24 protein-coding genes are annotated in these 26,482 nt (G+C 72.6%); 5 read left to right on the plus strand and 19 right to left on the minus strand.

What is annotated here, in order from left to right; genetic code table 11:
- Positions 1–452: 452 nt before the first annotated feature.
- From ACFWYW_RS43455 to ACFWYW_RS43525, 15 genes are all read right to left on the minus strand, one after another.
- On the minus strand, positions 453–1,211 hold the full coding sequence (locus ACFWYW_RS43455; protein ID WP_379618760.1) for an SGNH/GDSL hydrolase family protein: 759 nt from the start codon (positions 1,209–1,211) through the stop codon (positions 453–455).
- A complete protein-coding gene (gene aroQ, locus ACFWYW_RS43460; protein ID WP_379618758.1) occupies positions 1,211–1,642 on the minus strand; it encodes a type II 3-dehydroquinate dehydratase in 432 nt (143 codons plus the stop codon). Before aroQ ends, ACFWYW_RS43455 begins: the two co-directional genes overlap by 1 nt.
- Positions 1,639–2,709, minus strand: a complete 1,071-nt coding sequence (aroB, locus tag ACFWYW_RS43465) for a 3-dehydroquinate synthase (protein ID WP_379618756.1) — start codon at positions 2,707–2,709, stop codon at positions 1,639–1,641. The genes aroQ and aroB overlap by 4 nt, the downstream gene beginning before the upstream one ends.
- Positions 2,706–3,206 carry a shikimate kinase gene (locus tag ACFWYW_RS43470; RefSeq protein ID WP_379618754.1) on the minus strand — a complete coding sequence of 167 codons (501 nt, stop codon included), beginning with the start codon at positions 3,204–3,206 and terminating at the stop codon, positions 2,706–2,708. Before ACFWYW_RS43470 ends, aroB begins: the two co-directional genes overlap by 4 nt.
- Positions 3,203–4,384 (minus strand): chorismate synthase, encoded by a 1,182-nt coding sequence (aroC, locus tag ACFWYW_RS43475; protein ID WP_379618752.1) that lies wholly within the window; start codon positions 4,382–4,384, stop codon positions 3,203–3,205. Before aroC ends, ACFWYW_RS43470 begins: the two co-directional genes overlap by 4 nt.
- Before the next feature lie 43 nt (positions 4,385–4,427).
- Positions 4,428–5,063 carry a prepilin peptidase gene (locus ACFWYW_RS43480; protein WP_379618750.1) on the minus strand — a complete coding sequence of 212 codons (636 nt, stop codon included), beginning with the start codon at positions 5,061–5,063 and terminating at the stop codon, positions 4,428–4,430.
- Positions 5,064–5,226: 163 nt separating this feature from the next.
- Positions 5,227–5,754 (minus strand): SseB family protein, encoded by a 528-nt coding sequence (locus ACFWYW_RS43485; protein ID WP_379618748.1) that lies wholly within the window; start codon positions 5,752–5,754, stop codon positions 5,227–5,229.
- Positions 5,755–5,816: 62 nt separating this feature from the next.
- Positions 5,817–6,740: an LD-carboxypeptidase gene (locus ACFWYW_RS43490; protein WP_379618746.1), complete on the minus strand. Its 924-nt coding sequence runs from the start codon at positions 6,738–6,740 to the stop codon at positions 5,817–5,819.
- The gene (locus tag ACFWYW_RS43495; protein WP_379618744.1) at positions 6,737–7,861 is read right to left on the minus strand and encodes an ABC transporter ATP-binding protein; all 1,125 of its coding nucleotides are present in this window, start codon (positions 7,859–7,861) and stop codon (positions 6,737–6,739) included. Before ACFWYW_RS43495 ends, ACFWYW_RS43490 begins: the two co-directional genes overlap by 4 nt.
- Entirely contained in the window at positions 7,854–8,807 is a 954-nt protein-coding gene (locus ACFWYW_RS43500; RefSeq protein WP_379618742.1) for an ABC transporter ATP-binding protein, read from the minus strand. The genes ACFWYW_RS43495 and ACFWYW_RS43500 overlap by 8 nt, the downstream gene beginning before the upstream one ends.
- Positions 8,800–9,621 (minus strand): ABC transporter permease, encoded by an 822-nt coding sequence (locus ACFWYW_RS43505; protein ID WP_379618740.1) that lies wholly within the window; start codon positions 9,619–9,621, stop codon positions 8,800–8,802. The genes ACFWYW_RS43500 and ACFWYW_RS43505 overlap by 8 nt, the downstream gene beginning before the upstream one ends.
- The gene (locus tag ACFWYW_RS43510) at positions 9,618–10,574 is read right to left on the minus strand and encodes an ABC transporter permease (protein ID WP_379618738.1); all 957 of its coding nucleotides are present in this window, start codon (positions 10,572–10,574) and stop codon (positions 9,618–9,620) included. The genes ACFWYW_RS43505 and ACFWYW_RS43510 overlap by 4 nt, the downstream gene beginning before the upstream one ends.
- The gene (locus tag ACFWYW_RS43515) at positions 10,567–12,378 is read right to left on the minus strand and encodes an ABC transporter substrate-binding protein (RefSeq protein ID WP_379641267.1); all 1,812 of its coding nucleotides are present in this window, start codon (positions 12,376–12,378) and stop codon (positions 10,567–10,569) included. Before ACFWYW_RS43515 ends, ACFWYW_RS43510 begins: the two co-directional genes overlap by 8 nt.
- A gap of 114 nt (positions 12,379–12,492) precedes the next feature.
- A complete protein-coding gene (locus tag ACFWYW_RS43520; protein ID WP_379618734.1) occupies positions 12,493–13,584 on the minus strand; it encodes a ring-opening amidohydrolase in 1,092 nt (363 codons plus the stop codon).
- A complete protein-coding gene (locus ACFWYW_RS43525) occupies positions 13,585–14,499 on the minus strand; it encodes a carbamate kinase (protein ID WP_379618732.1) in 915 nt (304 codons plus the stop codon).
- Positions 14,500–14,573: 74 nt separating this feature from the next.
- Here ACFWYW_RS43525 and ACFWYW_RS43530 point away from each other — a divergent pair, with 74 nt between their 5' ends.
- The 4 genes from ACFWYW_RS43530 to ACFWYW_RS43545 are packed head-to-tail and all read left to right on the plus strand — an operon-like array spanning position 14,574 to position 19,931.
- On the plus strand, positions 14,574–17,186 hold the full coding sequence (locus tag ACFWYW_RS43530) for a tetratricopeptide repeat protein (RefSeq protein WP_379618730.1): 2,613 nt from the start codon (positions 14,574–14,576) through the stop codon (positions 17,184–17,186).
- Positions 17,176–17,835: an alpha/beta fold hydrolase gene (locus ACFWYW_RS43535; RefSeq protein WP_379618728.1), complete on the plus strand. Its 660-nt coding sequence runs from the start codon at positions 17,176–17,178 to the stop codon at positions 17,833–17,835. The genes ACFWYW_RS43530 and ACFWYW_RS43535 overlap by 11 nt, the downstream gene beginning before the upstream one ends.
- Positions 17,836–17,852: 17 nt before the next feature.
- Positions 17,853–18,803, plus strand: a complete 951-nt coding sequence (locus tag ACFWYW_RS43540) for a hydroxyacid dehydrogenase (protein ID WP_379618726.1) — start codon at positions 17,853–17,855, stop codon at positions 18,801–18,803.
- A 45-nt stretch (positions 18,804–18,848) separates the two neighbouring features.
- On the plus strand, positions 18,849–19,931 hold the full coding sequence (locus tag ACFWYW_RS43545) for an aromatic acid exporter family protein (RefSeq protein ID WP_379618724.1): 1,083 nt from the start codon (positions 18,849–18,851) through the stop codon (positions 19,929–19,931).
- Here ACFWYW_RS43545 and ACFWYW_RS43550 read toward each other — a convergent pair.
- Both ACFWYW_RS43550 and ACFWYW_RS43555 read right to left on the minus strand, forming a co-directional pair.
- The gene (locus ACFWYW_RS43550; protein ID WP_379618722.1) at positions 19,918–21,171 is read right to left on the minus strand and encodes a hypothetical protein; all 1,254 of its coding nucleotides are present in this window, start codon (positions 21,169–21,171) and stop codon (positions 19,918–19,920) included. The two genes, ACFWYW_RS43545 and ACFWYW_RS43550, sit on opposite strands and share 14 nt — an antisense overlap.
- The gene (locus tag ACFWYW_RS43555) at positions 21,168–24,971 is read right to left on the minus strand and encodes a PQQ-binding-like beta-propeller repeat protein (RefSeq protein ID WP_379641268.1); all 3,804 of its coding nucleotides are present in this window, start codon (positions 24,969–24,971) and stop codon (positions 21,168–21,170) included. Before ACFWYW_RS43555 ends, ACFWYW_RS43550 begins: the two co-directional genes overlap by 4 nt.
- Positions 24,972–25,091: 120 nt before the next feature.
- Between ACFWYW_RS43555 and ACFWYW_RS43560 the strand changes: the two genes are divergently transcribed.
- The gene (locus tag ACFWYW_RS43560; protein ID WP_379613554.1) at positions 25,092–25,244 is read left to right on the plus strand and encodes a hypothetical protein; all 153 of its coding nucleotides are present in this window, start codon (positions 25,092–25,094) and stop codon (positions 25,242–25,244) included.
- A gap of 55 nt (positions 25,245–25,299) precedes the next feature.
- On the opposite strand, the gene ACFWYW_RS43565 is transcribed toward ACFWYW_RS43560, so the two are convergent.
- Both ACFWYW_RS43565 and ACFWYW_RS43570 read right to left on the minus strand, forming a co-directional pair.
- Positions 25,300–25,836 (minus strand): carboxymuconolactone decarboxylase family protein, encoded by a 537-nt coding sequence (locus ACFWYW_RS43565; protein WP_379613556.1) that lies wholly within the window; start codon positions 25,834–25,836, stop codon positions 25,300–25,302.
- Positions 25,833–26,384: a peroxiredoxin gene (locus tag ACFWYW_RS43570; protein WP_379613558.1), complete on the minus strand. Its 552-nt coding sequence runs from the start codon at positions 26,382–26,384 to the stop codon at positions 25,833–25,835. The genes ACFWYW_RS43565 and ACFWYW_RS43570 overlap by 4 nt, the downstream gene beginning before the upstream one ends.
- Positions 26,385–26,482: the final 98 nt, after the last annotated feature.

A 26,482-nucleotide genomic window follows, 5' to 3' on the forward strand; every position in this document is an offset into this window, starting at 1 on the left:
GTCGGACGGGCCGACCACCGTCACGGCGCCCTCCTGGCCCGCGCCAGGGCACCCCACGCTCCTGGCCCGCGCCAGGGCACCAAAGACACGCGCCGCAGCGTTTCGCGCACAAGACGAGGCGCATCGTGCCAGGTCCCGAAAGGCGGCCAGGCGCGTGTCAACGGGCGCCGTTGCGGTGGGGACCACGTCCGACGTGAGAAGCGATCCCCCCGATCGGCGCCCGCGCGGGTCGGCGGGTGGCGTGGGAGCGGCTCGCCGTAACGGATGAAAGCCCTGAAACGGATGAAAGCCCTGAAGTGGAAGAGAGGGCGTGGTGGCGGGGTCCGCCCCGACTCCGCCACCACGTTCCCTCGGTCAGCACGGGTCGAGTCAGGCACGTCGCCGTGCTCTGCCCCTCCGGTCCCGACGGGAAGTGAGCCTAGGAGACGGCGCTTTTGATTGGCTTTTTCGCCCTACGACCAGGGGGTCAGGTCGGGGCGTTTCGGGAGGACGCCATCGCCTGAGCTGGTTCCGCGCAGGCGGCGGGTGACCCAGGGCATCAGGTGCTCCCTGAGCCACTGGGCGTCCTCGCGCCGCTTGGCACGGGGGTCCAGGGCGCGCTCCGGCCACTCCTTCTGCCACGACTCGTCGAACGGCACCCCGAGCACGTCCAGGACCCGGGCGGCGACCAGGCGGTGGCCGTCCTCGTTCATGTGGAGGCGGTCGGCGCTCCATGCCCGCCAGTCGCGCAGCCCCTGCATGGACCACTGGTCGACCAGGCGGCAGCCGTACAGGTCGGAGATGGAGCGTATGTGCAGGTAGAAGACGGCGAACTTGCCGCGCATGTGGCGCATCAGCGGGGTGTCGCGCGGGTCGACGCCGGTGAACAGCAGAACGTCGGCGCCGGCGGCGCGCAGGGTGCGGGCGGCGGCGGCGAGCTTCTTGGCCATCGTGTCGGGGTCGCTGCCGGGGCGCAGCAGGTCGTTGCCGCCCGCGCACAGGCTCACCAGGTCGGGGGCCATCTCGGCGGCGACCGGGACCTGCTCGGCGACGATCTGGTCGATCAGCCTGCCGCGGACGGCGAGGTTGGCGTACCGGAAGGCGGGGTTGTCCACGGCGAGGCGCTCGGCCACCCGGTCGGCCCAGCCGCGGTAGTGGCCGTTGGCGCCGGGGTCGTTCAGGCCTTCGGTGAAGCTGTCGCCGAGCGCGACGAAAGAGCCGTAGTGCCGCATTACTTGCTTGCCATCTCCATGATCGCGTGCAGGGCGAGGACGTAGGAGCGTAGCCCGAACCCGGCGATCGTGCCGGTCGCCACACCGGCCACCACCGAGTTGTGGCGGAACTCCTCCCGCGCCGCGGGATTGGAGATGTGCACCTCGACCAGCGGCGCGGTGCGCTGGGCGATCGCGTCGCGCAGACCGTAGGAGTAGTGGGTGAACGCGGCCGGGTTGAGCACCACCGGGATCTTGCCGTCGGCCGCCTCGTGGATCCAGCCGATCATCGTGGCCTCGTCGTCGGTCTGGCGTACCTCGACCTCGACGCCGAGCTCGCGGCCGGTGGCCCGGCACAGCTCGGTCAGGTCGGCGAAGGTCTCGGCGCCGTAGACGTCGGGCTCGCGGGTGCCGAGGCGGCGCAGGTTGGGGCCGTTGAGCACGTAGATCATCGTGCGATCTCCTTGTACGCCGCCGCCAGCAGTTCCTCGGCAGGATCCTCCAGGCGGCCCGGCTTGGCCAGGCCGTCCAGGACGACGAAGCGCTGCTTGGCGCCGCGGTTCTTCTTGTCCATGCGCATGTGCTCGCGCAGTTCCGGCCAGGCGTCGGCGCGGTAGGAGGTCGGCAGGCCCACCGAGGTGAGGATGCTCCTGGTCCGCTCGACGAGGTCGGCCCGGCCCGACAGCCGCGACAGCTCGGCGGCGTATGTCATGCCGATGGCCACGGCCTCGCCGTGCCGCATGAGGTAGTGCTCGTGCCGCTCGATGGCGTGGGCCAGCGTGTGGCCGTAGTTGAGGATCTCGCGCAGGCCCGCCTCGCGCAGGTCGGCGCCGACGACGTCGGCCTTGACCTGGATCTTGCGCTCGATGAGCTCGCGGGTGTGCTCGCCCTCGGGCCGCGTGGCCGCGTCGGGGTCGTCCTCGATCAGCATGAGGATCGTCGGGTCGGCGATGAACCCGCCCTTGATGACCTCGGCCAGGCCGGCCACGTAGTCGGCGCGCGGCATCGACGGCAGCGTCGCCAGGTCGCACAACACGCCGGCGGGCGGCAGGAAGGTGCCGACGAGGTTCTTGCCCTCGGGGGTGTCGATGCCGTTCTTGCCGCCGACCGCGGCGTCGACCATGGCCAGCAGCGTCGTCGGCACGAGCACGACCTTGATGCCGCGCAGCCACGTGCCCGCGACGAACCCGGCCAGGTCGGTGGTCGCGCCGCCGCCCACGCCGACGACCGCGTCGGAACGGGTGACGCCGTAGCGGCCGAGCGCCGACCACAGCCCGGCGGCCACCTCGACGCTCTTGGCCTGCTCGCCGTCGGGCACCGGCAGTTCGACCACGTCGTAGCCGGCCTTGCTCAGCGCCTCGCAGACCGGACGGGAGATCTCGGGCAGCGTCGAGGGGTGCACGACCGCGACCGTGCGCACGCCCTCGCCCAGCAGGCCGGGCAGCTCGCCCAGCACGCCGGTGCCGATGACGACGTCGTACGGGCTGTCGCCCTTGACGGTGATCCTTCCGACGCTCATGCCCCGAGCCCCTTCGCGATCTCCTCGACGAGCTCGGCGGGCTCACGCCCGTCGGTGGCGACCGTGAGGACGGCCAGCCGCTCGTAGATCGGGCGCCGGGCCTCCATGAGCTTCTTCAGCTGGCTGCGCGGGTTGAGCACCAGCAGCGGCCTGGCCGAGGCGAGCCCGACCCGCTGGACCGCGTCGGTCAGCCCCACCTGGAGGTAGACGACCGGGTGGCCGGCGAGCAGCTCCTGGGTGTCCTCGCGCAGGATGGCGCCGCCGCCCAGCGCCAGCACGCCGTCGTGCTCGGCCAGCGCCTCGCGTACGGCCTCGAACTCCAGCTCGCGGAAGCGCTCCTCGCCGTCCTCGATGAAGATGTCGCTGACCGGCTTGCCGGCGACCGCCTCGACGTCGGCGTCGGTGTCGCGGTAGGCGACCCCGAGCTTGTCGGCCAGCAACCGGCCGAGAGTGGACTTCCCGGACCCGGGCGGCCCGATGAGTACGGCGCGGCTCATTTGATCACCATCGACGACAGGTATCCGGACAGGTTGCGGGCGACCTCCTCGACGGAGTCGCCACCGAACTTCTCGAGCGCCGCGTCGGCCAGCACCAGCGCGACCATGGCCTCGGCCACGATGCCGGCGGCCGGGACCGCGCAGACGTCGGAGCGCTCGTGGTGGGCCTTGGCCGCCTCGCCGGTCAGGACGTCGATGGTGGCCAGCGCCCTCGGGACGGTGGAGATCGGCTTCATCGCGGCGCTGACCCGCAGGATCTCGCCGTTGGACATGCCGCCCTCCACGCCGCCCGCGCGGTTGGTGATGCGCTTGACGCCGTCTTCGGTGGTGTACTCGATCTCGTCGTGGGCGCGGGATCCCGGACGGCGGGCGGTCTCGAAGCCGTCGCCGACCGCGACGCCCTTGATGGCCTGGATGCCCATGAGCGCCCCGGCCAGGCGGGAGTCGAGGCGGCGGTCCCAGTGGGTGTAGCTGCCCAGGCCGGGCGGCAGGCCGTACGCGAGAACCTCCACCACGCCGCCGAGCGTGTCGCCGTCCTTGTGCGCCTGGTCGATGACGGCGACCATCGCGGCGCTGCCCTCGGTGTCGGAGCAGCGGACCGGGTCGTCGTCGATGCGCTGGAGGTCGCCGGGGCCGGGCAGGATCTCGGCCGGGGTGCGCGCGCCGCCGATCTCGGTGACGTGGCTGACGATGTCGACGCCGAGCGCCTGCTTGAGGAAGCGCCTGGCGACCTCGCCGAGCGCGACCCGGGCGGCGGTCTCGCGGGCGCTGGCCCGGTCGAGGACGTTGCGGGCGTCGTCGAAGCCGTACTTCTGCATGCCGGCCAGGTCGGCGTGGCCGGGGCGGGGGCGCGAGCGGGGCGCGTTGCGCGCCATGCCCTCCAGCTCGGCCGGGTCGACCGGGTCGGCCGCCATGACCTTCTCCCACTTGGGCCACTCGGTGTTGCCGACGCGGATGGCGACGGGGCTGCCCATGGTGCGGCCGTGGCGTACGCCGCCGGCGATCGTCACCTCGTCCTGCTCGAACTTCATCCGGGCGCCGCGCCCATAGCCGAGACGGCGGCGGCGCAGCGCCTCGTCGATGGCGGCCGTGGTCACCTCGACCCCGGCCGGCAGGCCCTCCAGGATGGCAACGAGTTCGGGGCCGTGGGACTCTCCGGCGGTCAACCAGCGCAACATGCCCCCAAGTCTTCCATGCGTGGCAGTGTGCTGATGTCGGTGTTCAGTTGCCGAGACAGAGCGCGCCGAGCGCCCCGAGCAGCATGAACGGCCCGAACGGGAACTGGGTGTCGCGCCCGCCCCGTTTGGTGGCCAGCAGCCAGACCGCGTAGAGGGCGCCGAGGAGCTGCCCGCCGAGCGCCGCGGCCACCCACTGCTCCCAGCCGAGCGCGCCCGCCGCCATGCCGATCAGCCCGGCCAGCTTGACGTCGCCGAGGCCCATGGCGGTCGGTCTGACGAACCACAGCACGCCGTACAGGAAGGCCAGCGCGACCCCGCCCAGCAGGGCCCGCGCCACCTCGCCGGTGGGTACCAGCGTGAGCGCCAGCAGCGGATAGGCGGGCAGCGTGAGCACGTCGGGCAGCCGCGAGGTACGCCAGTCGACGACCGCCAGCGCGATCCCGACGAGCACGAAGAAGAGGTACGGCAGGCCCGCCCGCCAGACCACCAGCGCGCAGATCGCGGCACCGGCCAGCTCGTACCAGGGCGGGAACCGGTACCGCGGCCACCGCGCCAGCGCCCGCCTGGCCTCGGCCCGCGTGTCGGCCGGCTCGGCCTCGAACCCATCGGCCATCGCCCGCACATACCCGCCCCAGAGCAGCCCGGCGAGCGCACTCGCCGCGATGAGGAGGCCGCCCACCCCTGGAGCGTAACCACGCGGCCCCGCCCCGCACAGGCGAAAGACCCAGTCCGTACGCACGCGCGAAGGGTCAACCGCCCGCACACCCCAGAGCCACCCTTGGCACCCGCGACAAGCTCAACACGCGGCGACCATCCACCGGCCCCCGAGCGGGGCCACGCGGCTAGTTGCGGCGCCAGGGCCAGCGCAGGCCGCGCTTGGCCGGTTCGAGGCGGGCGACGGTGACACCCTCGGCGGTGTCGCCGGTGGCGATCGCGGCCAGCGCCGCCAGCACCTCGCCCTCGATGACGAAGGACACGGGCCCGGCCACGTCCACCACCACGGCGGCGGCCTTCTCCGCGGCGGCCGCCCGGCACACGTCGAGGGTGCTCACCTGGATCGGCCGCGCGTCGGCCCGCCACAGGGCCAGGGACCGCGCCGAGGTGAAGGCGAGCACCGCCTCCCGCCCGTCCTGGCCGACGAGCTTGGGCAGGGCCATCTCGCTCTCCTTCTCCTGCCTGAGCCCGTGCTCGCCGACCTCGGAGGAGGTCAGCAGCGCCACCACGGGCACCAGCAGCCGCGCGCCGCTCAGCGCCGACAGCACCTGGGCGGCGTCGGCCTCGCCCGCCGCGTAGGCGGACAGCGCGGCGGCGACGGCGACGTCGGCGCTGCCGTCGTCATCGGGTACGAGGGGCTGCGGAATGCTCGGCACAACCCACGAGGTTACGCCCTGGTGCGCCCTGCCGCCGCAGGGCACAGGCAGGGCGCGGCGGGTTATGCCAGGGCGGGCTTGAGCAGGGTCAGCACCCCGGCGTCGGCGTCGAGGCGGGCGGGCACGCCGACGGGGTAGGTCTGCATGGGCACGTTGTGGCCGATGTCCGCCCCGGCCAGCACCGGCACGCCCAGGTCGCCGAAGCGGTCGGCGAGCAGCCGTTCCACATCACCAGGGTCGCCGCACTCGGTGAACGTGCCGAGCAGGATCCCGGCCACCCCGTCGGTGTAGGTGGAACGGCGTAGCTGGGTGAAGATGCGGTCGAGGCGGAAGGTGTACTCGTCCACGTCCTCCAGGAACAGGATGGCGCCCTTGGCCGGCAGCGACGTGTCGGTGCCGACGCCGGCGGCCAGCAGGCTCGCGTTGCCACCGACGGTGACGCCTTCCGCCACACCGGGCACGACGGCGCGCGCGCCGGCGAACCTCAGCTCCGTGACGGGCGTGGTGATCATGGCCATGAGCTTGTCGAAGGCGTAGGAGCCCGCACCCTCGTGGAAGGCGTCGCAGGCCACCATCGGCCCGAAGAAGCTGCCCCACCCGAGCTTGACGGCCACCGCCTCGAGCAGCGCGGTCACGTCGGAGTAGCCCGCCACGACCTTGGGCGCCGCCGGGTCGATCCGCGACCAGTCGACGAGCTCCAGCGTGCGCTGGGCGCCGTAGCCGCCACCCGCCATGAGCACTCCGGCGTACGCGGGGTCGGCCAGCGCCCTGGTGAGGTCGGCGGCGCGCAGGGCGTCGTCACCGGCGAGGTAGTCGAAGCCGGTCCCGGCGGCCCGCGCGGAGTCGAAGACCTCGGGCTCCAGCCCGAACGCCTTGAGCGCCGCGACGCCTCCTGCCAGCTTGGTCTGATTGCACGGGCTGGAGGCGACGATGACGGCGACCCGGTCGCCGGGGCGCAGGGCGGGCGGGGGGATGAGGCGGTTCACTGAGGTACCTCCGAACAGGCCACGGAATCGGCCGGGGACAGGACGGGCAGATCGATCGTTTCGCATCCGGCGACACGGACGGGACACCTGGGGTGAAAGCGGCACCCCGAGGGCACGCGGGTGGGGTCGGGCGGCTCGCCGGTGAGCACGATCCGCTGGGGCGAGTCGGGCAGGACCGACAGCAGCGCCCGGGTGTAGGGGTGGCGGGGCCTCAGCAGGACGTCCTCGACGGTGCCGGTCTCGACGATCCTGCCCAGATACATGACCGCGACCCGGTCGGCGATGTTCCAGGCCAGGCCGAGGTCGTGGCTGACCACGAGCGCCGACAGGCCCAGCTCGTCGCGCAGGGACAGGATGAGCTTGAGGATCTCGCCGCGTACGGAGGCGTCCAGCGAGGCCACGGGCTCGTCGGCGACGATCACCGCCGGGTCGAGGGCGAGCGCGCCCGCGATGACCACACGCTGCTGCTGCCCGCCGGACAGCTCGTGCGGGAAGCGGCGGTAGAACTCCTCCGGCGGCCGCAGCCCGGCCTTGGAGAGCGCCTCCCGCACCCGCTGGGTCAACCCCTCACCGCCCAGGCGCCCTTCATGCTCGCGGCGCCACGGCGCCTCGTCGGCGCGGAACGACAGCTCGTCGCTGTCGCGGGGTGGAAGCCCCTCAGGGTCGCGGGGCAGCGGCTCTTCGCCCTCGGCGTGCGGCGGGCGTCCGCCGCGGCCACGCTGCCACCCGGTGTCGCCGGTGTGCGGTTGCGGTTCGGGTCTGGTGCGTAGGCGTCGGTTGTTCTCGCCGTGCAGGCGGGGGCCTTCGGCGACGGCGTCGAAGACGTTCTGGCGGGGGTTCAGGGCGCCGCCGGGGTCCTGGAGGACGAGCTGGACGCGGCGCCGGAAGGCGCGCATGCGGCGCGGGTCCAGGGGCTCGCCCTGGTACAGGACCTGGCCCGAGGTGGGGGGTACCAGGCCGACCAGCGCTCTGGCCAGCGTGCTCTTGCCGCAGCCGGACTCGCCGATGAGGGCGACGATCTCGCCGGGCCGTACCTGGAGGTTGACGCCGTCGACGGCTCGCGCGGGCGGGCGGCCGCCGCGGGCGGGGTGGACGACGGTCAGGTCGCGGGCCTCAAGCATGGAGCTCTCCCTCCAGCACGCGCACACACGCCGCGGTCCGCGCGGGTCCGCTCGGCCACAACACGACCTCCCCGGTACGGCAGGCCTCCCCCGCGTCCAGGCACCGGGGCGCGAACGCGCAGCCCGCGCCCAGGTCCCCTCGGGGCGGATCGCCGGCCAGGCCCACCGGGTTGCGGCGGGAGGCGGGGTCGCCGATGGCGGGGAAGGCGCCGGCCAGAGCCCTGGTGTAGGGGTGCCGGGGGTCGCCGATGAGCTCGCGGGCGGGGCCCTGCTCGACGATCCGCCCGCCGTACATGATGGCGAGGGTGTCGCAGAGCTGGGCGAGGACGGACAGGTCGTGACTGATCATGATGACCGCGATGCCGGACTCGCGCACGAGGCCGGACAGGAGGTCCATGATCTGCGCCTGGACCATCACGTCGAGGGCGGTGGTGGGCTCGTCGGCGATGATCAGGTCGGGGCGGCAGGCCAGCGCCATCGCGATCATGATGCGCTGGCGCTGGCCGCCGGAGAACTCGTGCGGGTAGCCGCGCAGCCGCTCGGGCGGTAGCCCGACGCTCTCCATCAGTTCGGCGGCGCGCTGCCTGGCCTGCTTCTGGGTGGTCCCGTCGTGCAGCAGGATCGGCTCGCACAGCTGCTCGCCGACGGTGCGGACCGGGTTGAGCGCGCTCATCGCGCCCTGGAAGACGACCGAGGCGGCCGACCAGCGTACGGCGCGCAGCCGGGCCCAGCGGGCGGTCAGCAGGTTCTCGCCCTTGAAGATCACCTCGCCGCTGACGTGGGCGGTCGCGGGCAGCAGGCGCAGGAGGCCGAGCGCCATCGTGGACTTGCCGCAGCCCGACTCGCCGGCCACGCCGAGCGTTCGGCCGGGTTCGAGGGTGAAGCTGACGCCGCGTACGGCGGGCGTACCTCCATAGGCGACGCGCAGGTCGCGGACCTCAAGCATGCTGCACCATCCGGGGGTTGAGCAGGTGTTCCACGGCGCGGCCCGTCAGCGTGAAGCCGAGCACGACGAGCAGGATCGCCAGGCCTGGCGGCATCAGGTACCACCAGGCGCCGGCGGTGACGGCGCCGCCGGAGAAGGCGGTCTGCAGCATCGAGCCCCAGGTCACGCTGGTGGGGTCGCCGAGGCCGAGGAAGGTCAGGGTGGCCTCGGACAGGATGGCCGAGGCGACGGTCAGGGTGCTGGAGACGAGGACGAGCGGCATGACGTTGGGCAGCACGTGCCGGAGCATCACCTGGCGGTTGCCGGCGCCGAGCGCCCTGGCGCGTTCGATGAAGGGCCTGGCCTCCACGGCGAGCGTCTGGGCGCGGACGAGGCGGGCGGTGGCGGTCCAGGAGGTGACGGCGATGGCGATCGTGATGGAGGCGGCGCCCTGGCCGAGCACGGCCGACAGCGAGATGGCCAGCGGGAGGCTGGGCAGGGCGATGAACCAGTCGGTGACGTGCATGAGCGCCTGGCCGATCCGGCCCTGGTAGTGGCCGGCGAGCAGGCCGACGGCGGTGCCGAGCAGGACGGTCAGCGCGGTGGCGATGAGGCCGATGCTCAGCGACTCGCGGCTGCCCCAGATGACCAGGTGGAGGATCGAACGGCCGGCCAGGTCGGTGCCGAGCGGGTAGCCGGCGCTGGGCGGGGCCAGGCGCGGGCCGTCGACCCTGACCACGTCGAGCTGGTCGTCGCCGATGTGCAGCGGGGCGGTCAGGGCCAGCAGGGCGAAGGCGGCCAGCACGCCGATCCCCCAGAGGCCGGAGCGCCTCATTGGACCCGCACCCGGGGGTCGAGGAAGCGGTAGGCGAGGTCGGCCAGCAGGTTCATGAGGATCACGCTCGCGCTGAAGATGATGAAGGTGCCCTGCAGGAGCGGCAGGTCGGGGATCTTGAGTGCCTCGTAGGTGAGGTAGCCGAGGCCGGGCCAGGAGTAGACGGCCTCGACGGTGATGGCCCCGGTCACGAGCGTGCCGAGGTGCATGAAGATCATCGTCACGGAGGGCAGCAGCGCGTTCGGGACCGCGTGCTTCCTGCGCACGTCGGCGTCGGTCAGCCCTTTGGCGCGGGCGGTCAGCAGGTAGGGGCTGCCGAGCTCGTCGATGACGGACGCGCGCATCACCGTCACGTACTGGGCGAAGACCACCAGCACCATCGTCAGGGCGGGCAGCACCAGGTGCCGGGCGACGTCCAGCACGTGCTCGAGGCCGGTGGCGGCCAGCGACGGGTCGCTCATGCCGCCGCTGGGGAACCAGCCGCTGAACAGCACGAGCAGGATCATCCCGAGCCAGAACGTGGGCACCGACCACAACGTCAGCGAGGCGCCGGAGGAGACCTTGTCGAACAGGGTGCCGTGCCGCCAGCCGCTGTGCACGCCCAGCCAGAGCCCGAGCGCGATGGAGATCGCCGCCGCCGCGCCCATGAGCAGCAGCGTCGGCCCGAGGCGCTCGGCCACCAGCGAGGAGACCGACTGCTGGAACTGCCAGGAGAAGCCCAGTTCGCCGCGGAGCGTGTCGCCGGCGAAGGTGAGGAAGCGGTACCAGACCGGCTCGTCCAGGCCGAGCTGGACGCGGATCTGGGCGAGCTGCTCCTCGCTGGTCGGCCGCCCCCTGGTGAGCGTACGCACCGGGTCTGCCGGCATCAGGCTGAAGATCACGAACCCGATGACCAGCGTGACCAGGAAGCTCACCAGGGCCGCGGCGACCTTCTTGCCGAGGTACCTACTCACGGTCGGCCCCGCCCGCGCGGCGGCGCCAGACGAGCACGCCGCCGAGCACCACGGCCAGGGCGATCCCGCCGGCGACCCAGGCCATGCCGTTCCCTGAGCGCTCGGCCTTGGCCGCCGTGGTCGCGGTGGCCGGGGCGGCGTTGAGGTAGCTCCAGAAGGCGGTCTGCGACGGGTAGACGCCTTCGGCGTCCGGCTTGCCGAGCGTGAGGCCGGTGACGGTGTCCTTGCGCGCCACGTCCAGGCCGTCGGCGTAGTAGTAGATCTGGTTGACGTTGGCGGCGTAGAGGATCTCCTGCATCTGGCCGATGACCTTGGCCCGCTCGGCCTGGTCGAACGTGGTCAGCTGCTTCTTGAACAGGTCGTCGAAGGCGGCGTCGCAGAAGAAGGAGTCGGTGTTGCCGCCGGTGCCGTCGTCCTTGGGCAGGGTGCCGCAGCTCTGGATGCCGAGCAGGTACGTGGGGTCGGGCCCGGTGGTCCAGGCGTCCATGAGCAGGTCCCAGTCGCCCTTGGCCAGGTCGCTGTTGAGCGCGCTCATGCTGAGCGACTGGATCGTCAGCTTGATCCCGATCTCCTTCATCCAGCCCACCACGTAGCCGGAGATGGCGGCGTCGGCCGCGTCGTCGGAGTGGATGCCGAAGCGGAAGGCGAGCGGCCGGCCGCTCTTCGGGTCGGTACGCACGCCGTCGGCGCCCTTGGTGTAGCCGGCCTCGTCGAGCACCCGGTTGGCCTGCGCCGGGTCGTACGGGGTCGGCTGGGCCGGGGTCCAGAACCACTGCGGCCAGGCCGGCGGCAGATAGCCGTGGCCGAGCCGGCCCACGCCGTCGATCACCTTCGTGACCAGCGTCTGCTTGTCGGTGGCCAGCGCGATCGCCTTGCGCAGGGCGGGGTCGCCGAGTGCCGGGTGGCCCGTGCCGATCTTCTTGCCGGACCGGGTGCGGGCGTTGTGGTTGATCTCCAGGCCCATCCAGCCGTTGCCGACCGTCCGGACCGCCGCGATCCGCGGATCCGTCTGGAGCGCCTTGAACTGGGTCGGGTTGACGCCGGCCTTGTAGTCGATCTGGCCGCTGCGCAGCGCCGCCACGGCCGCGTCGCCCGACTTGAAGCTCTGCAGCACCAGGGTGTCGAACTTCGGCGGGCCGAGCACGAACTCCTTGTTCGCGGTGAACTTGGCGTACTGCTCCTGCTTGTACTCCGTCAGCGTCCACGGGCCGTAGCCGACCAGCGGGAAGACGTCGTTCTTGACGTCCTTGAGGTTCTTGGCGAGCGGTTCCCAGACGTGCTTGGGCACGATCGGGATGCCGCTCATCGGGTGGCTCACGTACGGCACGCTCGCCTGCGGCGCCTTCGTCCTGATCACGAGGGTCGCCGGGCCCTCGGCGGTGACCTTCTCGAAGTTGGAGACCAGGGAGCCGTTGGCGGTGCCCGCGACCGCGTCCGTCATGATCAGGTTGAGGGTCCAGGCGGCGTCCTCGGCGGTGATGGGCTTGCCGTCACTCCACTTCAGCCCCTCCCGGATCGTGAACGTCCAGGTGAGCCGGTCCGCCGACGGCTCCCACTTCGTCGCCAGGTACGGGCCCGGCGCGCCGCTGGGGTCCAGGGAGTTCAGCGAGGGGTAGACCATGCCGAACGTCTCCAGGGCGCCGTTGAAGAACGCCAGGAACGGGTTGAGCGTGTCCACGCCCGAGCCGTCCATGGCGGCGCGCAGCACGGTGGACCGCACGGGGGGCGCCGCCGCGCCCGCGGGAGCCGCGGGCACGGCGAACGTCAGGGTGAGCGCGCAGAGGACGGCGCCGATCCGTCTCATGGGGGGTGCTCCTTCCGGTCAGGTGTGAGAATGCTGACCAGATGGAGGGACGACCCCAAGATTCGTGCACGCTTGCGTCTCTGAGCGATGAAAACGTGGTGGGTGCCGGGAGGATCAGCCCAGGTCGGCGATGGCTGCCACCGGGCCGCCGCCCGACGGGCCCTGGTGCACCGCGGCCACCGACACGAACACCGCCGGATCGCCCGTCACCGCCGCCGCCACACCTCCCACGGTCGCCTTGATCTGCCGGTGCCAGTGCACGTCGGAGTCGTCGAGCATGATGTTGCGCCGCCCGCGCACCCGGCCCGACGGGTCGGCCTCGCACTTCATGAAGACGTTGACCAGCCGCTCGCCCAGGTCCGACGGATGCGGCCGCTCGGGCAGGTCGAGGCCGCTGTCGCGGATGGCCGCCCAGATGCCGTCGGCGTCGAGCGCGTCCTTCATCACGCTGTGCCCGATACGGTAGCGCCCGCCGACGCCGCGTACGTTGCCCACGAGGACGATCTGCGCCCGGTCCAGCTCCACGCCCGACGAGCAGGAGGCGACGCTGCTGTAGAGCGACAGGTCGCGGAAGATCTGCTCTTCCGAGGGCATCTCGATCTCGCCGAGCGCCACGGCGATGCCGAGGGCGGTGGTGGCGTTCGACAGGTCCATGGACGGGCCCGTCTCCTCGATCGCGGTGTCCTGGCCGCGGCTCTTGGCGTCGGTGATCGTGGCCAGCGTCAGGAGCGGCGTCTTGGTCTGCACGTAGTGGACGTCCGCCGGGTCGTCGATGCCGGCGATCTTCATGGCCTCGCGTACGCCCGCCGCGACCTTCTCCACCATGGCCGGGCGGCCGATGTCCTCGGGCAGGATCACCTCGCTCATGGCCACGCCCACCGACAGGCGCGGCTCGTCGGAGGCGGGCGCGGCCGCGGTCGTGGCGAAGATCGTGGCGTGCGGGCTCAGCACCCCGTCGGTGCCGCCCGACCACACCAGCGGCACCGAGTCCGGCGCCGGGTGCCCGTGCCTTTCCAGCACCTCGCGGAAGGCCCGGTCGGCCAGGATCCGGGTGTAGTCGTTCACGCCGCCGTTGCCCTCGGTCTTGCCCACGACCGCGAGCACCCGGGGCGCCTCGATCACCCCGTCCGCGATCAGCCGTTCGAGCCCGGAGGCGTCCGTCACGCTCTCGATCGGCACTTTGCGTACCTCGATCGGGTCCGGCATCTATTGCCCCTTCTCCACTTGTGTACCGACATCTCCGTCCAGGGCGGCGGCGATCTCGGGGAGCGAGGTGATCACCGCTCGTTCCCCGCCCGCCGCGACGAAGCGCAGCGCAGCCTCCACCTTCGGTCCCATGCTCCCCCCGGCGAAGTGCCCGGCGGCGTGCAGGACACGCAACTCCGGCACGGAAATCCGGCCGATCGGGCGCGGGTCGGGCCCGCCGTACCCGATCATGGCGTGCGGCACGTCCGTCGCGATGATCAGCACCTTCGCCCGTACGGCCCGCGCCAGCAGCGCCGCCGCCAGATCCTTGTCGATCACCGCCTCGACGCCGGTCAGGGCGCCGCCCGGCTGCCGTACCACCGGCACTCCCCCGCCGCCCGCGGCCACGACCGTGAACCCGGCGTCCATGAGCGTGGTCACCGCGCCCGCGTCGAGGATCTCCAGTGGTTCCGGCGAGGCCACGACCCGGCGCCATCCCCGGGTGAAGCTCCGCCACGTCTGGCCGAGCTTCTCGAAGCGCCGCGCCTCGTCCTCGGTGAAGTAGCGGCCGATCGGCTTGACCGGCTCGGCGAAGCCCGGGTCGGCGGGGTCGACCAGCGTCCTGGTGACGACGGTGGCGACGCGGGGACCGAGCGCGTTCATGATCAGGGCGCCGATCGTGGCCTGGGTCTGCGCGCCGCACCAGTCGAGCGGCACGGGCGGCACCACGGCCGCGGCGAGCTGGTTCTTCAGCAGCAGGTTGCCCACCTGGGGACCGTTGCCGTGGGTGAGGATCACCCGGTGGCCGGCCTCCAGCAGCATGCGCACGTGCCGCATCGCCTCCTCGACCGCCGCGCGCTGGTGATCGGGCGCCGCGCTGCCGTCCGGGGCGGTCATGGCGTTGCCGCCGAGTGCGATGAGTAGCCGTTCCCCCACGCAGGCGACGCTAGCCGAGTCGCTCGGCGCCGTTCATGGGCAATGTCTGCCGACGTCGTGATGAGATGTACGGCATGGCGGACACTCCTCGTTCGTTCCAGGATCTCGTACGCCGCCGCCAGAAAGCCGACTTCATCGGCAGAGACGGCGAACTCGCCCACTTCCGGGTGAACCTCACCCGCCCGCCCGGAGAGCGCAGGCTGCTGTTCTCCATCCACGGGGCCGGCGGCGTGGGCAAGACCGCCCTGCTCGGCCGGCTGCGCGAGGTCGCCGCCGAACTCGGCTGGCTGACCGCCGGGGCCGACGAGAGCTGTTACGACGCCGTGGAGGTCATGGCGGCGCTGGCCGTACAGCTGGAGGAGCAGGACGCGAAGCTCAGGCGCTTCACCCAGCAGCACGCCGCCCAGCGCAAGCGCAGGCCCGAGGGCGAGCCGCCCGCCGGCGACGTGGCCGGCGCCCTCACCAGGACCGCGACGGAGCTGACCACCGGCGTGGTGAACACGCTCGTCCCCGGCGCCGAGCTGATCACCAAGGCGGTCGACCCCGAGCGGGTCAACCAGCTGCGCCTGGCCACCGCCGGCAAGCTGCGCGGCCGCCCGCCCACCGGCGAACTCACCCCCGCCTTCCTGGAGGGCCTGCGCGAGCTGCGCCGCCCGCTGGCGCTGTTCCTGGACGCCTACGAGGTCACGGACGCCTACCTGGACGACTGGCTGCGCGCCGTCTTCACCGGCCGGTACGGCGAGGCCCCCGCCGACCTGATCATCGCCATCGCCGGACGCCGCCCGCTCGACCCGATCCGCTGGGACCCCTACCTGGGCGTCGTGGCCGAGATGCCGCTCACGCCGTTCACCGAGGTCGAGGTCAGGCAGTTGCTGGCGCAGCTGGGCGTCGTGGACGAGCCCGCCGTCGAGGCCATCTGCCGCGAGAGCGGCGGCCTGCCGCTGGCCGTCGCCATGCTCAGCCGGCAGCACCGGAGCGGCGGCGAGCGTCCCCGCGCGGAGGGCGACGCGCGCCTCGACCCGTCGAGCGGCCTGGTCGAACGCTTCCTGAAGTGGGAGCGGGACCCGGCCAGGCGCGCCCTCGCCCTGGACGCCGCGCTGCCGCGCCGCCTCGACGAGGACATCGTGGCGGCGCTGACCGGCGAGAACGCCGCCGAGCTGTACACGTGGCTGCACGCCCAGGACTTCCTGACCCGCCAGGGCGGCACCTGCCGCTACCACGACACCGTGCGCCGCCCGATGATCGGCCTCAGCCGCAGCCGCTCCCCGCAGCGCTGGGCGCAGCTGCACGCCAAGCTGGCCGCCGTCTACCGCGAGCGGCGCACCGTGCCGATGGAGGAGGCGTGGGGCGACGAGCGGGCGGAGGGCTGGCTGCTGGAGGAGTGCTACCACCGTGCCTGCGCCGCCCCCGCCGCCGCGCTGCCCGGCCTGCTGACGGTGGGGGTGGCGGCGTGCGCGCACGGCGTCCCGCACGCGCGCCGGTGGGCCGAGACCCTCGCGGCAGCCGGGGTGGACGCCGACGCGGCCCGGCTGGCCGCGCTGGGGCGAGAGCTGCGGGACAGCGTGCCGGAGGGCTGCGACCTGAGCGCCTTCGCCGACCTGCTGCTGCGCCGGCGGGAGCTGCCCGCGGAGCAGCGCAAGCACGTCCACCGGCTGCGCGGGCGCGAACACCGCTACGCGGGACGCTACGAGCAGGCCCTGGCCGACTACGACCGCGCGATCGAGCTCGACCCCGGCCACGCCAAGGCGCTGGCCGGGCGGGCCGAGACCTTAAGGCTCGCCCGCCGCCACGAGGAGGCGCTGGCCTGCTTCGACCGGGCGCTGGAGCTCGCGCCGGAGAACCGGCTCGTCTCCCTCGGCAGGGCCTACACCCTGGAGTCCCTGGAGCGCCACGAGGAGGCCCGCGCGGCGCTCGACCTGCTGATCGCGGCCGAGCCGGGCGACGCGGGGGCGCTGAAGGCGCGGGGGCGGTTCTTCCTGCTGCGTGACCGGCTGGATGAAGCCCTGGCCGACCTCGACCTGGCCATCGGGCTCGATCCCTCCTCGTGCGCGGCGCTGACCCACCGGGCGTTCATCCACCTGACGCGCGAGCGTCGCGCGGACGCGCTGGCCGACCTCGACCGGGCGCTGGCGCTGGTGCCCGACGACGTGCTCGCGCTGACCGTACGCGGGCGGGCCCGCTGGCTCACGAACGATCCGGACGCCGCCCTGGCCGACCTGGACCGCGCGCTCGCGCTGGAGCCGGACGACGCCTGGGCCCTGGCCCACCGCGGCGTCGTCCACCAGGACCTCGGCCGCCACGAGGAGGCGGTCGCCGACCTGTCGCGGGCCGTGGAGTTCGAGCCCGGCCACGCCTGGGCGATCGCCTCGCGCGGCGAGAGCCACGAGGCGCTCGGGCGGACCGAGGAGGCCCTGGCCGACCTCGATCGCGCCATCGAGCTGGCCCCGCGCTACGCCTGGGCGCTGTGCAGGCGGGGGAGCATCCGGCTGGGTCGCGGGGAGTACGAGCGGGCGCTGGCCGACTTCACCCGCGCGACCGGCCTGGTGCCCCGCTACGAGGTGGCGCTGGCCGGGCGGAGCCGGGCGCTCACGCTGCTCGGCCGGTGGGAGGAGGCGCTGGAGGACCAGCGTCTGGCCATGGAGATCGTGCGGGAGCAGGCGTCGGTAGAGTCACCGCATGATGCGTGAGACCACTGCGAACGGGTTGAAAATCGTCTATCGGGAGGAAGGCCCGGCCGACGCTCCCCTCATGGTGCTGATCCACGGCAGGACCGCCAACCACAACGACTGGAACGGCATCATCCAGCACTTCGCCAGGCGTTACCACGTGCTGGCTCCCGACCTGCGCGGGCATGGCGACAGCGCGTACCCGGGGGACTACGCGCTGCCGGACATGGCCGGCGACGTCGCCGCCCTGCTCGACGGGCGCAAGGCCGTGATCGTGGGGCACTCTCTGGGGGCGATGGTCGCCTTCCACCTGGCGATGCGCCATCCCGAGCTGGTGGAGCGCCTCGTGCTGGAGGATCCGGGCGCGCCCCTGCCCATGACCGGGCGGGCCGCGCCCGTCCGCGACGACTCCACCGGGTTCGACTGGGAGATGGTGTTCCAGACCGAGCGGCAGTTCGTGGACCCGGACCCGGCGTGGGCCGAAGGGCTCACCCGGCTGGCCGTGCCGGCGCTGGTGCTGTCGGGCGGGCCGAGCAGCCAGATCAGGGCCGAGCCCGTGGCCGAGCTCATCCCGGGCGCCGAACTGGTCACGATCGACGTCGGCCACCTGATCCACAGGGACGCGCGCGCCGCCTTCCTGGAGGCCGTCGAGGAGTTCCTGGACGCCTGATCGTAGAGTGCTGAGGCATGCGGATCACGGTAAGCGCTTCCCCTGCCCTTCGGACCCAGTTCTTCCCCGACCTCGACCGGCTGCTCGCGCTCGGCGACGTCCACCTCGTGGACGACCACGCCGACCTGCCCGCCGCGTTGCCCGGCACGCGGGTGCTGGTGACCAGTTGGGGCGCGCCCGCGCTGGGACGCGAGCTGCTCGACCTGGCGCCCGAGCTGCGGCTGCTGGCCCACACGGGCGCGACGGTGAAACCGTTCGTGACCGGCGAGTCGTGGGCCCGCGGCGTCCGGGTCACCCAGGCGGGCGCGGGCATGGCCAGGTCGGTGGCGGAGGCGTCGCTGGCGTTCACGCTGGCGTCGCTGTACCGGCTGCAGCGCTTCGACCACGCGATGCGCTCCGGCGCGGAGTGGGCCGCCGCCTCCGAGGCGCCGCCCCGGCACGAGATCCTCGGCTGCCGGATCGGGGTGGTCGGCGCGTCGCGTACCGGCCGGGCCTACATCGAGCTGGTACGCGCGCTGGGCGCCGAGGTGGCGGTGCACGATCCCTACTACGAGGGCTCGGTCGGCCTGGACGAACTGCTGTCCACGAGCATGGTCGTGGCGCTGCACGCGCCGGTGCTGCCCGAGACCAGGCACATGATCGGCGCGCGCGAGCTGGCGCTGATGCCGGACGGCGCCATGCTGGTCAACACCGCGCGCTCGTGGCTGGTGGACCAGGAGGCGTTGCTGGCGGAGCTGCGTACCGGGCGGCTCGACGCGGCGCTCGACGTGTTCGACGAGGAGCCGCTGCCCACCGATCACCCGTTCCGGCGGCTGCCGAACGTCCTGCTCACGCCGCACCGGGCGGCCGGCACCGTGGAGTGCTACCGGCGGCTGGGCGACATCGTGATCGGCGAGATCGGCCGCTTCGCCGCCGGGCTGCCCCTGGAGCACGAGGTCACCGCGGAGATGCTGTCCAGAATGGGCTGATCAGGCGTGACCCTAATGTCACAAAGATCCGCGAAGGTAGGGAGAGTGGGTACGAAGCTCGGCGAGCACATGCGGGAACGGCTGCGCACGTTCGGGCTGATGGCTCCCTCGGTGGCGCAGTGCTCGGTCGGCGCGGCGCTGGCCTGGGTGATCGCCACCCAGCTCCTCGGCCACGCCCGCCCGTTCTTCGCGCCCATCGCCGTGCTCATCTGCGTCGGCGTCGGGCTCGGGCAGCGGCTGCGCCGGGTGATCGAACTGGTCGTCGGTGTCAGCCTCGGCGTCGGCGTGGGCGACCTGCTCGTCGCCTCGATCGGCTCGGGACCGTGGCAGATCGCGCTGGTCGTCGGCCTCGCCATGTCGGCGGCGGTGCTGCTCAACAGCGGCACGCTGTTCGTCGCGCAGGCCGGGTCGTCGGCCGTGCTGGTCGCCACCCTGCTGCCGCCCGGCGACACCGGCGGCCTGGACCGCATGCTCGACGCGCTCACCGGCGGCGTGGTCGGCATCGCGGCCGTGGCGCTGCTGCCCGCCAGCCCCTTCGCCATCGCCGCCAAGCACGCCTCAGGGGTGCTCGACGCGCTGTCCACGGTGCTGGAGAAGTGCGCCGAGGCGATCGAGAAGCGGGACGCCGACCTGGCCGCCGAGGCGCTGGAGGAGGCGCGCGGCACCCAGGCGGTGATCGAGGAGTTCGAGCAGGCGCTGGAGACCAGCAGGGAGATCGCCACGATCTCGCCGCTGCACTGGCACCGCCGCGCCCGCCTGAGCCGCTACGAGAGCGCCGCGGTGCCCGTGGACCTCGCGCTGCGCAACTCCCGCGTGCTGGCCCGCCGTACGCTGGCCGCGCTCGGTGAGACCGCGCCGCCGCCGACCACGCTGGCCGACTCGCTGCGCGAGGTCTCCGAGGCGGCCCTGCTCCTGCAACTGGAGCTCGGCGCGGGCCGCGAACCCCAGCTCGCCCGGCAGGCCCTGCTCGCCGTGGCCGCCCGCCAGCGTCCGGAACGGCTGGGCTTCTCCGCCGACGTGATACTCGCCCAGTTGCGCTCGATCGTGGTCGACCTGCTCCAGGCCACCGGCATCAGCAACGAGGAGGCCACGGCCGCGCTGCCCCCGCTGGACTTCACCCAGCCGTGACCAGCTCCACCGCGGCCAGCGCCGTACTGCCCATCCCACCGGCCAGCACCAGCAGCGCCGCGGCCAGGGGAAGGTGGCGGGTCCAGCGGTGCCTGGTCACCGCACCGAGAAGATCACTCCCACGCAGTACGGCCAGCCCGACCGCCGACAGGGTGAGCGCCATGCCCACCCCGAAGGCGGCGACCAGTACGAGCGCGACGAGCGCCCGGCCGGACAGCAGGCCGGTCAGCAGCAGCAGGAAGGCCGACGGCGAGGGCAGCAGCCCGCCGGAGACCCCCAGCGCCACCAGCCCGCGCCGGGTGAGCAGCGACCCCTCATGACCATGACCATGACCGTGACCGTGCCCATGCCCATGCCCATGCCCATGACCGTGACCGTGACCGTGCCCATGACCGTGACCGTGGCCATCACCCTGGCCGCGCAGGTGGCGGTACACCAGCCCGCCGCCCACCGCCAGGACCGCCGCCGCCCCGGCCAGCTGCAGCCAGCGGGTCACCGCGCCCAGGTCGGGCGCGTTGTCCACGGCCAGCCACCACACCACTGCCAGGACCGCCACCGACACCGTGTGCATGAGCGCCACGACGCCGCCCAGCCGCACCGCGTCCATGGGCCTGGCCTGGCCGCCCAGCAGGTAGCCGGCGGTCAGCGTCTTGCCGTGTCCGGGGGCGCAGGCGTGGGCCGCTCCCGCCACCAGAGCCACCAGCAGCGCCAGCGGCAGGAACCGGTCGATCAGCGACGGCAGGTCCGTGGTGAACGACGTGGAGGTGGCCGTGGCGGCGGTGCCGCTGAGCCGTACCGGATGGGCGGGCTCGTCGGCGGTGTGCAGCGCGCCCGAGCCCGACGGCGTGACCGACACCGTGCGGTAGGCGACGTTGAGGTCGTGCAGCAGCGTCACGCCCACGCGCAGCTCGTCGGCCGCCCGCGGGCAGCGGAAACGCAGCACGGCGCCGGTCGTGGCCAGCGCCTCGGTGCGGACCTCGGTCACCGGGCAGTCGGCCGCGCCCTGCCGCACCGTGACCCCACGCCGGAAATATCCGTCGAGGGCGGGTACGGCCTTGGTCAGCGCGGCGATGTCGTCAGCCGCCGCCGACCAGGTGATCTCGACCGCCGGGCCGTCGGCGCGGATCTTCGCCACGGGCGGCGGGCCGAAGGGGTGTGCCCACCCCGGGCCCGCCGCCCCCAGCAGGATCAGCGCCACCGCGCCCGCGACCGCGAGCAGGCGAGCCAATCCCTTGGTCATCTAGCCGCCAGCGCGTGCAACGACCCGTCGTCGCTCAGCGCGAACACCGTGTTCCCGCTCACCGACAGCGCCGAGGCGACCCCGCCGCCCAGGTCATAGGCGGCCAGTTGCCGTCCCGTCGCCCGGTCCAGGGCCACGACCCGGCCGTCCCAGGTTCCGGCGTACACCGTGGTCTCGGTGGCCAGCGCGTGCGCCGCCGGTGAGCCGGGCCCGTTGGCCTTGCACGAGCTGCCGGAACGCCACGGGTCCTCCATCGGGCTCTCGCCCGGCAGGTAGCCGGTGGGGGTCTCCCACAGCGTCTTGCCGGTCGTGACGTCGAAGGCGCGGACCATGCCGTCCTGACTGGCGACATAGGCCAGGTCGCCCCAGGTCGCCGGGCTGGTCACGGGCGGCGGGCCGTACTCGCAGACCGCGGCCGTGCCCACCTTGGCGTGCCAGCGCACCGCGCCGTCGGCGCCGTGCCCGCGCGTGCCGGTGGCGGTCGTCGTCACCAGCCCGGACTCGCTGAACACCGGCGAGGACTGCGAGAAGATGTCGCCCCCGGTGTCCACGCTGGACAGTTGCTTGCACGTGGCCAGGTCCATCGAGATCAGCGACTGGCTGGAGCCCGAGTGCAGCCACGCGGTGGTCGAGCCGGGCTTCCTGATCGCGGTGCTGTGGAACTCGCCCCACGCGACCGGCGCGTTGAAGCCGCCGGGCAGCCGCTCGCCGGTACGGGCGTCGCGGCAGCGCACCCCGTCCCACTCGTGGTAGACGGCGACCGCGCGGCCGTCGGGCAGGTCGAACACGCTGACCGGCCCGCCCGCCCGGCCGTAACGCCGCACCGTGCCCTGCTTGACCTCTTCCGCGTCGATGGTCTCCCACGCCACCCTGCCGGTCCGCTCGTCCAGCGCGTAGACGCGCCCGACGCCGGTCGTCAGGTAGACCTTGCCGCCGTGCACGGTCGGGAAGGACTCGGCGTCGCCGTCGAGATAGGTGCGCCACAGCTCGCGCCCGGTGCGCGCGTCGTAGGCCAGCATCATGCTGTACGGCGAGGCGAACGCCTGCGAGGCGACGATCACCCTGCCACCCGAGACGGCGGCCCCGTTGAGGTGGAACTGCTCACCCGTGTTCGCCGCCCACCGCAGATCCAGGGCGGCGCCCGGGTTGTCGGTGGAGGCCGAGCGGCCCTGCTCGTCACCGCCCTGCCGCAGCCAGTCGCCCTTCGGTTCCGGCCGCGAGACGTGGGAGTCCGGCCGTACCTCGAAGGTGGTGCGCACCTTCGGGAACGGCCTGCCCTTGCTGTCCCTGACGGTCAGCTCGGCCGTGTACGAGCCCGGGTGAAGGCCGGTGATCCGATCGCTGACCCGCGTCCACGACACGTGCGCCCGCGGACAGGACTCGCCCTTGTAGCAGTTGACGATGCCCCTCGGCCGGGTCTCCTCCCCGAAGCGCAGGCGCTCACGCTCCCAGACGGTCCTGCCGTTCTTGGCCCGGACGGTCAGCTCCGCCCTGGACGGGGTGCGGCCGTCGTCCTCGGCGTAGATCTCCAGCGGTACGCCCGCCTTCTTGCCGTGGACGCTGCCGGTCGCCGGGCTCACCAGCGAGACGTCGTCGTTGACGCCGAACTGGCGGTGCACGCCGGTGACGTAGCCCTTGTCCCTGCCGGTGATCGCGCTGAAGTCGAGGATCTTGTAGTCGGGCCGGGCGGCGTCGATGCCGTACATGCCCATGTTGTTGACCTCGACGGAGCGGGCGAACGCGCCCCGGCGGTACTCGGCCTGCTGGTTGTGCCCGGCGGCGAACATCCGCACGTCGTACTTGGCCAGCTCGTCCACCGTCGGCTGCATCCCGGCGCCCGGACCCCAGCGGGTGAACAGCGACCGGTGCGCGAACACGAACACCTGCTTGCCCACCGCGTGCCTGCGCAGGTCCTCGCGCAGCCACTGCAGCTGCGGGGCCAGGCCGCGGGTGTCGTAGTTGTCCTCCAGCACGACGACGTGCCGTCCGTCGCGGTCGAAGCTGTACCACTCGGGGCCGACGTTGCGCCGCCAGTACTCCAGGCTGCCGCCGTACCCGACGGAGGTGGCGGTGCCGCCCACGTCGTGGTTGCCGATCACCGGGTAGAACGGGTGTCCCAGCTTGCCGTCGCGCAGGCCGTTCCTGAGCAGGTCGTACCCGCCCTGGCGGCGGGCGGCGTCGGCGTAGTCGGTGACGGTCAGGTCGCCGGTGGTGATGGTCAGCGTGGCGCCGTCCACCTCGGACATCGCCTTGACCTGGCCGGTCCAGCGCGGAGCCGCGTTCTGGTACTCCTCGTCGGTGCGGTTGCCCACCTCGACGTCGGAGACCATGAGCCACTTCTCCTTCGGGTCGGCCGCCGCCTTGGTGGGCACCAGGGCGAAGTCGACGCCGGTCTGCTGGTCGAGCTGGCGGAAGAAGCGCGGGATGTAGTCCTCGCGCAGCACCGGCTGGTAGCCGTCGGGGGAGACGACGTAGACCATGTCGGTCTCGCGGCGGTTGCGGTCGACCTGGATGCTGTACGTGCCGTCCGCCGCGGTCGTGGCCCAGTTGGCGCCGTCGGTCACGGACACGCGGGGGAAGCCCGCTTCGCCGCGGTCCTTGGCGCCGTTGCCGTTCCTGTCCTTGAACACCGTGCCCGTGACGGTGACGATGTCGGCGCTCGCCCCGGCCAGCGTGAACGTCGCCGGGTCGCTCAGCGACTCGTAGCCGTCGTTGAACATGAAGTACGCGGTCCAGGAACCCTCACCGAGCGCGGTGGTGGGGATCGAGACCGTGCCGGAACCCTGCGGCGCCCGCACCCACACGCGCGAGGCCACCACGCCGGGCTTCTCGCCCGGTCCGTAGATGCCGACCCAGTTCAGGGCGTTCACCCTGTCGGTGGAGTAGCTGAAGGTCACCGGCTGACCGGCCTTGGGGTCGGTCGTGGTCAGCTTGAGCGTCCCGGCCGCCGCGTCCGCACTGCCCGGACTCGCGCTCGGGCTCTGGCTCGGGCTCGGCGTGGGCGTGGCCTCCGGCGCCGCCTTCTCGCCGTCGGGAGTCTCCCCGGCGGGCGTGGCCTCGGCCGTCGTCCCGGCACCGGGCGTCTCGGCGGCCCGCGTCTCGGCTGCGGGCCGCTCGGCTGCGGAGGTCGGTGCGGGCTCGGGGCTCGCGGCGATGGCCGCCTGCGGGGCGAGCACCGCGACGCTCACGGCGACCGCGATCGCCGCCCTGCTCCGCCACGTCCGCCGTCCGCCGGCCTCCCGTCCGGTGGTCGCCGCGGCGCCCCTTCCGGTACGGCGCAGCAGTACCACCACCAGGAGCGCCAGCATCGCCAAAGCGACCAGCACACCCACGACGACCGGCCACACGGCGCGGACCGGAGCGTGCGCGCCGGTCACGTCGATCACCGGCGCGGCGGCGTTCACGTTGGCCGCCGTGCCGTCGAACTCGGCGATCACCTCGGTGAACCCGCCCCGATCCAGCAGGGGCGCCAGGTCCAGCGCGTCCACCGCGCACGACCAGGCCAGCTCGACCACCACTCCCCCGGGCACCCCGCCGCCGTCACCCGAGACGCCGTGGGCGCTGACCGGGCAGGGCGTGGGGAGCAGCGCGGAGGCCCACGCGCCCGCGCCTTCGGGGCTGACGACGTCGCGGTGGACGATCAGCCGTCCGCTGGTCACCCCTTCCGAGGTGGCCACGACGAGTTCCGCGTGCTGCCGGGTCAGGTGCGCGGAGGCCGGGCCTGCGCACAGCGCCACCCCTGCCGCGACCGCCAAGAGCAGCACGATGGCTTGCCACAATGACGTTAATTGTCTAGACATGTTCGGCAGCGTAGGCAGCGTCCCCTCTGGCGGAGAAGAGGCATTATCCAACCGCCCTGGATAATTCACCGCGCTCCCACCGGACGTTCATCTCACGGGCGAGGCGACGATCCGGCACGCTTGGGGGATCGCGAGGCGACCCTGGACGAGGAGTTCCACGGGTTCGTGACGAGCCGCCGGCCGCGGCTCATGCGCACGGCCTACCTGCTGGCGGGGGAACGCCACTCGTCCAGCCGGCTCTGGAGCGGGCGTACGCGGCGTGGCGCGGGGTGAGGGCCGCCGACGACCGGGACGCCCGTCGCGGGCGTCCCGGTCGTGAGGCGGGTGATCAGACGGCGACCAGTGCCGCCTCGGCCTCGAGCGTCGCGGCGGTGGCGGCCACCACCGCGGCCACGCGCAGGGCCTCCTGGATCTGCTCGCGGGGCAGGCCGGAGCCGCGCAGTACCTGCTCGTGCGACTCCAGGCAGCGGCCGCAGCCGTTGATCGCGGACACGGCCAGGCACCACAGCTCGAAGTCGGCCTGGTCCACGCCCGGGTTGCCGATGACGGTCATCCGGAGCTTGGCCGGCAGCGTGGCGTAGGTCTCGTCACCGATGAGGTGCGTGGCCCGGTAGTACACGTTGTTCATCGCCATGATGGAGGCGGCGGCCTTGGCGGCCGTGAACGCCTCCTCCGACAGGTTCCGCGCGGCCTCTTCCGAGACCTCGGCGATGACCCGGCCGGACCGGGCGGCCAGCGCGCACGCCAGCATCGCCCCCCAGAGCTGCTGGTCGGTCAGCGACGAGGTGGTCGTGACCGAGCCCAGGTTGAGCTTGGTGTCCTTGGCGTAGGCGGGCAGGGCTTCCTTCAGCGCGGCGATACTCATGCGCCCAGCAGCGCCTTGGCGTCGAGGCCGCGCTCGCCCTTGTTCCAGTTGCACGGGCACAGCTCGTCGGACTGCAGCGCGTCCAGGACCCGCAGGACCTCCTTGACGTTGCGGCCGACCGAGCCCGCGGTCACCATCGTGAACTGGATCTCGTTGTTCGGGTCCACGATGAAGGTGGCGCGCTGGGCGACGCCGTCGGAGCCGAGGATGCCGAGGTCGGCGGAGAGCTCGCGCTTGATGTCGCTCAGCATCGGGAACGGCAGGTCGCGAAGGTCCTCGTGGTCCTTGCGCCAGGCGTGGTGCACGAACTCGGAGTCCACGGACACGCCCAGGACCTGGGCGTCACGGTCGGCGAACTCCTCGTTGAGCCGGCCGAACTCGGCGATCTCGGTCGGGCAGACGAAGGTGAAGTCCTTCGGCCAGAAGAACACCACGCGCCACTTGCCCTCGTAGGTCTTGTGGTTGATCTCCGCGAACGCCTTCTCTGGGTCGAGGTCGACGCAGGCGGTGAGTTCGTACTCGGGGAAGTGGTCACCGACGGTGAGCAAGTGCGTGTCTCCTTGGATGAAGGTGAAGGTCAGGGGCCCTAGCGTCCCGCAGCTAGCATTGATCTGAGAAATCGCTCAGTCAGACCAATCTGAGAGGT

The organism is Nonomuraea sp. NPDC059023, assembly GCF_042740095.1.
Lineage (GTDB): Bacteria > Actinomycetota > Actinomycetes > Streptosporangiales > Streptosporangiaceae > Nonomuraea.

Excerpts from the sequence above, each read along its gene's own strand:
- ACFWYW_RS43455 (WP_379618760.1), bottom strand. The coding sequence starts at position 1,211 with ATGCGGCACTACGGCTCTTTCGTCGCGCTCGGCGACAGCTTCACCGAA.
- aroQ (WP_379618758.1), bottom strand. The coding sequence starts at position 1,642 with ATGATCTACGTGCTCAACGGCCCCAACCTGCGCCGCCTCGGCACCCGC.
- aroB (WP_379618756.1), bottom strand. The coding sequence starts at position 2,709 with ATGAGCGTCGGAAGGATCACCGTCAAGGGCGACAGCCCGTACGACGTC.
- ACFWYW_RS43470 (WP_379618754.1), bottom strand. The coding sequence starts at position 3,206 with ATGAGCCGCGCCGTACTCATCGGGCCGCCCGGGTCCGGGAAGTCCACT.
- aroC (WP_379618752.1), bottom strand. The coding sequence starts at position 4,384 with ATGTTGCGCTGGTTGACCGCCGGAGAGTCCCACGGCCCCGAACTCGTT.
- ACFWYW_RS43495 (WP_379618744.1), bottom strand. The coding sequence starts at position 7,861 with ATGCTTGAGGCCCGCGACCTGACCGTCGTCCACCCCGCCCGCGGCGGC.
- ACFWYW_RS43500 (WP_379618742.1), bottom strand. The coding sequence starts at position 8,807 with ATGCTTGAGGTCCGCGACCTGCGCGTCGCCTATGGAGGTACGCCCGCC.
- ACFWYW_RS43505 (WP_379618740.1), bottom strand. The coding sequence starts at position 9,621 with ATGAGGCGCTCCGGCCTCTGGGGGATCGGCGTGCTGGCCGCCTTCGCC.
- ACFWYW_RS43515 (WP_379641267.1), bottom strand. The coding sequence starts at position 12,378 with ATGAGACGGATCGGCGCCGTCCTCTGCGCGCTCACCCTGACGTTCGCC.
- ACFWYW_RS43520 (WP_379618734.1), bottom strand. The coding sequence starts at position 13,584 with ATGCCGGACCCGATCGAGGTACGCAAAGTGCCGATCGAGAGCGTGACG.
- ACFWYW_RS43530 (WP_379618730.1), top strand. The coding sequence starts at position 14,574 with ATGGCGGACACTCCTCGTTCGTTCCAGGATCTCGTACGCCGCCGCCAG.
- ACFWYW_RS43535 (WP_379618728.1), top strand. The coding sequence starts at position 17,176 with ATGATGCGTGAGACCACTGCGAACGGGTTGAAAATCGTCTATCGGGAG.
- ACFWYW_RS43540 (WP_379618726.1), top strand. The coding sequence starts at position 17,853 with ATGCGGATCACGGTAAGCGCTTCCCCTGCCCTTCGGACCCAGTTCTTC.
- ACFWYW_RS43550 (WP_379618722.1), bottom strand. The coding sequence starts at position 21,171 with ATGACCAAGGGATTGGCTCGCCTGCTCGCGGTCGCGGGCGCGGTGGCG.
- ACFWYW_RS43555 (WP_379641268.1), bottom strand. The coding sequence starts at position 24,971 with ATGTCTAGACAATTAACGTCATTGTGGCAAGCCATCGTGCTGCTCTTG.
- ACFWYW_RS43565 (WP_379613556.1), bottom strand. The coding sequence starts at position 25,836 with ATGAGTATCGCCGCGCTGAAGGAAGCCCTGCCCGCCTACGCCAAGGAC.